Genomic DNA, 393 nt, shown 5'->3' with positions numbered 1-393 from the left:
AGGTGCTGGTCGGCGATCTCGTACTGGCCCTCGCCGAGAATCCGCATGATCATGACGTCTCCTTCTGGTCCGGCGGGTCCTTCGTGGGTTCTGCGCCCTCCACCGCCGGCGGGGTGGCAGGGGCCGGGAGCTGGGCCTTCATCCGGGCCAGTTCGATCTCCACGTCCTGGCCCGCGGTGACGGCCTCAAGTTCTGCCTGGATATCGTCACGCCCGGCCGGAAGGGTCGCGTCCTCCAGCGTTCCGGAGGCGATCAGCTCGTCGAGCGCACCGGCGCGCGCTTGCAGCTGCTCGGTCTTGTCCTGGGCGCGCTGCATGGCCAGGCCGACATCGCCCATTTCCTCGCCGATGCCGGTGACGGCCTCGGCGATGTGGGTCTCGGCCTCGGCGGCGG

At 70.0% G+C, this 393-nt stretch carries 1 pseudogene; it reads right to left on the bottom strand.

Going from position 1 to position 393, the window contains the following annotated elements:
• Positions 1-49: 49 nt before the first annotated feature.
• A pseudogene (locus tag C6N31_RS42590) lies at positions 50-393 on the bottom strand (PspA/IM30 family protein); the annotation flags it as partial.

The sequence above is a fragment of the Streptomyces fildesensis genome (assembly GCF_016107395.1).
Lineage (GTDB): Bacteria > Actinomycetota > Actinomycetes > Streptomycetales > Streptomycetaceae > Actinacidiphila > Actinacidiphila fildesensis.
This window is presented reverse-complemented; position numbering and strand designations above follow the sequence as displayed.